3 protein-coding genes and 1 pseudogene are annotated in these 7961 nt (G+C 46.0%); all 4 read left to right on the top strand.

The window, feature by feature from the left end:
- The coding region (locus tag LRL21_RS44270) for a hypothetical protein (protein WP_240422127.1) at positions 1–342 on the top strand (342 nt) is incomplete at its 5' end.
- 132 nt (positions 343–474) lie between these two features.
- Entirely contained in the window at positions 475–6435 is a 5961-nt protein-coding gene (locus LRL21_RS44265; RefSeq protein ID WP_240422126.1) for a S8 family serine peptidase, read from the top strand.
- Positions 6436–6450: 15 nt separating this feature from the next.
- Positions 6451–6846 (top strand): hypothetical protein, encoded by a 396-nt coding sequence (locus LRL21_RS44260; RefSeq protein WP_240422125.1) that lies wholly within the window; start codon positions 6451–6453, stop codon positions 6844–6846.
- Between the two features lie 455 nt (positions 6847–7301).
- Positions 7302–7580: pseudogene (locus LRL21_RS44255) on the top strand (Tn3 family transposase); the annotation flags it as partial.
- Between the last annotated feature and the right edge of the window lie 381 nt (positions 7581–7961).

Genomic DNA, 7961 nt, shown 5'->3' with positions numbered 1-7961 from the left:
ATGCTTTGGGGAAGCGGAGGGAATGGTGTGACCGTGAAAATATTACATAATTCCGCCCTTAAATGGTCAACGAATCTTGCTTATAACGATTTACGAGGAACTGATACGGATGTATCGGTAGGTGTGACAGAAGGAGATGCTTTGTACTTCCTTGTAGATGCAAACGGAGAAAATAGTAGCGATGGGACCAAATGGGATCCAGCAGTTACCTATACGAGTGGCGTCAGATATAAATATGATAGCACCAACAAGCTACAAGAAATGATTTCTTTTCCGAATGGTGGGACTTCAGAGCTTCAATATGATAGCAATGGGAATATGGTGAAGAAGACTAAAAAATAAAAATTATTCCCGAGATTTATAGCCCCTCTGGTTTATTTATAGCGGCTTCATTCTTACGATCAACCTATTATTCTACTAAAAACCAAAACCTTACGTCGGCTACTGTCCGCTTAAAAAGAATCGGAGGATCTTATGTTCAAGAAATGGCTTTCAAGTCTACTTATATTTATGATTGTATTCAGCCTGGCCACACCTTTGCTAGCCGCCCCCAACCCCTCCTTTGAAAAGGAGGAGGAAATCGGCTATATTGTCAAATTCAAAGACGGCTCCAAAGGCAACACAGCATTACGTACGATGAACAAAAAGTCGGAGAAGGCGTTCAGTCGTCTGAATGCTCATGCAGCCGTTCGTTTAAAAAAAGCAGACCTTCAAAAGCTCCAGCAGGATCCCAATGTGGAGTATGTGGAACGGGACAGCTATGTCCAGAAATCGGCAGATCTGCTCACGCCTAACCTGACTCAGATTCATGTACCCGTGGTTACCGACAGCGTATATAGCAGCGTCTACTCGGGCAAAGGCGTCAAAATCGCGATTCTGGATACCGGAATCGCGGCCAATCATCCGGATCTTCGGGTGGTCAGTGGCGCAACCTTCGTTCCGAATGAGACCAGCTATTCGGATACAAATGGACATGGTACCCATGTAGCCGGTATTATCGGCGCGCTGCGCAACGGCCAAGGATTGGTTGGCATTGCACCTGAAGCCGATCTGTATGCGGTGAAAGTACTTGACGTGAACGGTGGCGGTCGTTACAGCTGGGTGATCGCAGGCCTGGAATGGGCGATGGACAATCACATGGACATCGTCACCCTAAGTTTCGCCGGCGAAGAGCATTCCGCCGCATTAAAAGAAGCGATGCAGTTGGCCGCTGCCAATGGGATTCTACTTATAGCCGCGACCGGCAACGACGGAAAATCGTCCGTTTCCTACCCAGCCAAATTTCCTACAGCCATGGCCGTCGGAGCTGTTGACAGCAATAATCAGGTGGCCTCTTTCTCCAACCGGGGACCGGAAGTGGAACTCGTCGCTCCTGGCGTCAACATAACAGGACTTTCCTTAACCGGCAGTAACGCGGTGGCTAGTGGAACGTCGGCTTCCGTTGCCCACGTGGCTGGTGTGGCTGCTTTGCTGAAGCAAAAGGCACCGACAGCAACGGCTGTAAGTCTGCGTCAAACGCTGAAAGAAAGTGCCTTTACCTTGGGTGAAAAGTTCACCTATGGGTACGGACTGGTTGATGCTCAACAAGCCCTAAGCCGACCGATTTCCACAACACCTATTGACCCTGAACCCACCAACCCGAATCCGCCTCTTCCGGGATCAGGGCAGATTGTAGAAGATTCCTCCATGCGCGATTTCGCTCAACGCCTGCCGATCCGGGACGCAGAGGGTTTGGTCCACGTGGCTGCCGTAAACGAATCATCCGAAGATATTAAGACGAATGAAGCGCCGTTTAAACTGAATATGGGCAATGAAATCGTGTCTACACTAACGGGTGGCTTAACGCTGCGGGAGACCGATTTGGTGCTGCCCGGGCGCAATGGACAATCGTTTGCCTTAACCCGTGTGTATGACAGCAACCAAGCTCAATATTTGAAATATGCGAACAACACGATCGCTGCGCCATCCATTGATTCCAAATACCGGATCGGAACCGGTTGGTTTTGGGATATCCCTTCGTTATATCGGAATTTAAATAATTACAATGTCTATATCCCGGGAAAAGGATCCTTCGAGTACTATGATGAATCTACCATTCTGAAAGGAAATCCTTGGAATGATGTCACCGTAAGTACAGAGAGAGACGGTAGTTATGGGCTTATTACCCTCACGTTACATTTGTTAGATGGCACCCAGTACGTGTTCAATGCCAACCATCAACTGACCAAAATCATGGATGCTTACCAAAACACGATCTCCTTTACGTATGGAGGGAATGGGCTGCTTTCCAAAATCACCGGGTCGGCAGGCAGCGAGATCGCGATTACGTACCATGAGAATAGCATTGTGCTCACACAGGGAACTAAAACCGTTACGTACACAACGGAAAACCGCTATGTGTATGAAAATGATGAATCGTACATGTCGAAGAAAAAGATCTTAACGGGCGTCACGGATGCGAACAACCGCCAGACGTTGTATGCTTATCAAATCAAGGATCCGACGTGGAGAAATGCGACGTATCCGTACGCTTTATTAAATCGCGTTACCTATCCGACAACGGCTATAAGCGAATATACGTATGATACTCAACCCGTCATCCGGTATTACGGTAAAGCGCTGACGGGCGGATACCGGGTTCGCGGCCGTGAAGATCGGATGAAGAATGAGCAAAACGTAGTAGAAATCAAAAATAAAAAAACGTTCGATTATGTGGGCGATTTAAACGCCGATGCCGATTCGACCAACACCGAATTTTCGATGACGATAGCGGACGATTTAACCAGCACCACGTTTTACAATCGTAGACTCTGGGTCTGGGATGAGGGGTTGTCCTATTATCCGTACACGTACAGGAAAGTCGAAAGCGGAGACGGTCTGATTCGCACGACCGACTCTACGTATGACGAAGTGCGGAAATTGCCGGTACCGAGCAGTGTCTCTACGAGAAACAAAAAAATCAGCACCCAGCAGGAATCGGATGTGAGCACGGTGGACTACACCTACGACATCTATGGGAACAAGCTGACGGAAACCAATGCCCTGAGGGTGACGACTGAATATGGATATGATCCGACGTCCCATCTGCTCAAAAGCATCACGCAGCCGGTTCGTGCGGGGCTGAGCCTGTACAAAGAGCTGACGAGAAATGCCAAGCATACGGTCACACAGGAAGTGATCAAGGAAAATAATGCCTACGGCAGCGTCTTACAAAAGACGGATTATGAGATCGACGGGTACGGGAATCCGGTCCAGATCAAAATCCTGGATGACGGGGGTCGTCAAAACATCACCCAACTGGAATACAGCACCGATTACAACAGTGCGTTTCCGACTAAGGAAACCCAAACGGTGACCGATGCAGATGGAATCCCCTCTACGATCAGCCGGATCTTCACGTATGACCCAATTACGGGTAACCCCAAAACCGTGAAGAATGGGGCGGGGAACACGACAATCATGGACTATGATCCTTTGAATCGGATAACGCGTATTCAGTTTGCCGATACCTTGGCGAAAACCGCAACCTATAACGATCTCACCAATGAGATGACGGTAACCGATGAGACGGGCGTGACTTCCAAGATCCGCTGGAACCCGTTGGGGGAGCGAATTGAAGAAGGGATCCTGGACGGGACGTATCAAGTCAAAATGAAATATGGCAACGATAGCTACGGCCGCCAAATATGGTCCGAAGATGCGGCAAGCAAGCGTACACAGGTGGCCTATGATGCCTGGAGCCGCCCGATCAGGACGACGTACCCCGATGCCTTGCAGACCGTGATGTCCTACGATGATATCGCCCGGACACAAACCACAGTAGATCCCGAAGGCTCTGGGGTAAAAACAACGACGGACAAGCTGGGGCGTGTAGAGAAGAAAGAGGAAGTCAAGAATGGCAGCTTGTTCCCACTGGAACGGATGGAATACGGCTATCTCACTACCCCGCTTAGTCATTGGGACGCCAAAGGGAATTTGACGCAGTATGGTTATGATGCGTTAAGCCGCTTGAAACAGGTCACGCAGGCGAATCATGAAGTCACCTCGTACGCCTATACGTTGGCGGGGATGTTGAAAGAAGTTCAATATGCCGACGGGAACAAGCTGATCAAGCAATATGATGAACGGGGACGAATGATCCGCAAAACGGACCCCCTGCAGCAAGAGGAAAAGCTCTATTACAATGGGAACGACCAGTTAGCCAAAAAGGTCGATCGTAAGGGACAAGTGACCCAGTATGATTACAACAATCGAAATCGGCTGATCAAAAGAACAAGCCCGGGTGAGACGGTGGGCTTCGACTACGATGGAGCTGGACGGCGAACGGTCATGAGCGACCTGACCGGCACGACCCGATACAACTACAAAGCAACAACCGGTGAATTGCAGAAGGTGACCTCACCAGATGGACGGTACATCGCGTATGAGTATGATCAGCTTGGGTTACGGAAATCAATGACGGATCCTTTCGGTTACGTGAGTTATTATCACTATGACAATCGCAACCGACTGGACGTTGTGGGGCCAACAACGGATATGAACAATTACGATGCCGCATATACATATAAGGGAAACAACCTGCTGAGCAGAGCAAAACTACGTAATGGGAATAAGAGCGAGTATACGTATGATGGATTGAAGCTGAACACCTTGCTGCATAAGAAAGCAGACGAAACGGTCATCAATAGCTATAGCTATGGGTATGATGCGAATGGGAATATGACGAGCAAAGTGGAGAACGGAGTTCCTTATTCCTTTGGCTATGATAAGTTGGACCGCATTGAGACCTCTAGCCAGTACAACCAAACCTACTCGTATAATAACCGTGGCAATAGAGCGACGATGCAGAGCGATTACGCCCCGAGCATTGAGAATGTGGATTATAGCTATGATGCCTCAGATCGGCTCACACAAGTGGCTCCCGAAGGAAACGGTTCGGTTACGTACCGATATAACGGGGATGGGCAACTGTATGAGCGCACGGAAAATGGCATCACCACACGTTATTACTATGACAGTGGAAACTTAATCGCCGAAGGGAATGTGTCTGGCGGCACTGCCTCGTTAAAAGCGCGATATATCCGGGGGAATGGGTTAGCCGCCCGCGCGGCAGCAGACGGAAGCCAAGCGTACTATTTGTCTAATGGACATCAAGATGTCGTAGAATTGAGAGATGCGACAGGCAATACCCGCTTGAATCAGTATGCGTATGATATTTGGGGAAATCCGACACTCGCTACCGAACAAGTAGCCAATCCATTTCGCTACAGTGGCGAGTTTTGGGATAACAGCACCCACTTGCAATACCTACGCGCGAGATGGTACGATCCGAGTATAGGACGGTTTATGAATCAGGATACGTATGAAGGGGATTTAAAAAAACCGCTGAGTTTGAATGGGTATACGTATGTGGAGAATAATCCGTTGACACATTGGGATCCTACAGGACAGATGACTGGTAGTGAAATGTGGGATGGTTTTAAAAAAGGACTAGAGATTTTTGTTCGTGAAGGTATCGTAGGTCCAGAAAATTATGATACATTAACTGATGGTGAGTTTACCTCTGCGGATATCGAAGCACTTGCTAAAGGCGGGGTTTATCTTTCGATGAGTGCAGAAGGAAAGCTCTTCAGCAAGATGGGCAAGATCAGTAAAGAAGCGGCTGAAGCTGAAAAGATAGCGGGAACAGTAGCTAAAGGGTGTAACTGCTTTGCCGCAGGAACTAAAGTTTTAACAGACGAAGGGGAGAAAAATATCGAAGACATTGAAGTCGGAGATAAGGTTCTCTCGAAGGATGAAGCGACTGGCGAAGTAGGCTACAAAGCAGTTACAGCTACGTTCAATCATGAGACGGATGAGATTTATCAAATCCATGTAGGCGACCAAGTGATTGAATCGACCTTTAACCATCCGTTCTATGTGAAGGATAAGGGGTGGACGTTCGTCAAAGACCTCATAGTCGGAGACTTGCTTGTTCAAAGTGACGGGAATACACTCAAGATTGAGAGCATCGAACTGGAACACAAGCACGTCACAGTTTACAACATGACGGTAGATGAGTTCCATACCTACTTTGTTTCTGACCTTGGTATTTGGGTTCATAACACTGGTGGTGCTTGCACCCCAATAAATGTGGCTGAATCTAAAATGTATCAACTTGGAGACCACTATAATAAACACGGTAGGGGTATGGGATATGCATCGAAGAAAGAATACGATGCGGCGGCTAAGGAATTTGCAACGGCAAACCAAAGTAATAAAAATGCATCAATACTTGAAGGAACATGGAACGGCTCAGGGTCATTAAATGGAGCAAGGCAACGTGCTATAACATTTGACGGTAAAACTGCAGTAATTGATGTCAAATCAGGACAAGTAGTAGATTTCTTTGTCGGCACTGAGTATAAAGGTATTAACATTGTTAAATTACAATAAGCGAGGAGACGCTAAGTGGAAGAGATAATTCTTAATGGTAAAAGTGTAGGCAAATACCATCTAGGATGGAGTTTAGAAGAGTTAAAGAATGAATTCGATGAAAGCTACAATCTAGAGTCACTAGATAATCATTTCACACTCACTTTCAAGGACATGAAATTTTGGGTATTAAGAGATAAGGATATGGTATCTCAAATTATGGTCTTTGGAGAGTACGATGGGAAATTTCTAGATAAAATTGGTATTGGGAGTACAATATCTGATTTAAATAAGCACGGTATTAAATGGGCTAAGGAAGACTATGTATACATCTTGCCCGATTATCCAGGTATTTGTTTTGAACTAGAGGATATAGATGAATGGGATGAAAGTATCGCACCCATTGAATTTATTTCAATTTATAATTCATAATGCATGATGCTTATGACCTTGAGAGGTAAAACTTTCAAGGTCTTTTTTATTAGTACCTCACCCAATGCCGAATGAATTGGGCGGCGAATCTAGCAATATGAACTTAACCCTCAATATCCCGTGGGATGCTTTTCCGAAGTAACTTAAATATAAGCTTAATCATGGAGATTCCATCGCCTTGCAACTATTGATTTGTGGTATTCTATTTTGGTTGTAACCGCAACGTTACTAACTACATTGTAGCTTGGTAGGCAGTTAACTTGCATGAAATGGTTGCCAAGGGAAATAGGAAAGGGGTGTAGGTAAGTAACATTTGTCATAGACTATCGCGACTTTGCACAATAGACTGTTTCACCGCGACAGGCTGATAAATTTGAAAATCAGAGACAAGAGCGGCTTTATGCCACTTCTTTACGTTAGCTCAATACATGCACCGCGGCGGAATAGCTGACAGATACCCGAGAAGGTCACAGGACAGCTTGGCTACCGCGTTGCGAGAAATGGGGCGTATCGAGAAAACGATCTTCATACTGAATTACCTTTCGAGCGAGGCGCTTCGGAGAAAAATCCATGGGGGGTTGAACAAAGGAGAAGCAATGAACGCATTGGCCAGAGCGATCTTCTTCGGCAAACATGGCGAGCTGCGGGAACGTGCGCTACAAGATCAGCCCCCGTTGAACATTATCATCAATGGTATTAACGTTTGGAATACCGTCTATCTCCTGCAGGCAATTAAACACCGATGGATCTTTAATTGATAGTGCGTGCCAAAAAGCATGCAGTTATGGAAAATGCATCGCTTTGCAATAATTTCATTACTATGTTTATTTAATATTTTTCTAATTAACACATATGGCTGTCCCTTATCTAAGCGTTTGGGACAATCATCCTTTTATTTGAAATAATATAATTCGACAACAATAATCGACAGTTTACGACATGTTTCATTTGTTATATTGAATCTTATGAGCTAAATTTCATATTTATACACTAGCGTTGCATTAAACTGATCGATCTCAACAGTTGGAATATTCTGAACAATGTTCGGGCTCAGTTTGCCAAAAAGTTGATCTTCACTTAGAGGTAGCCTGTACATTTGGTATATTATGTAATTT

The organism is Paenibacillus periandrae (assembly GCF_022458865.1).
In the GTDB taxonomy this organism is placed as follows: Bacteria; Bacillota; Bacilli; order Paenibacillales; family NBRC-103111; genus Paenibacillus_S; species Paenibacillus_S periandrae.
Note: the sequence above shows the minus strand (reverse complement) of the source record. Positions and strands in the feature narration are given on the sequence as shown.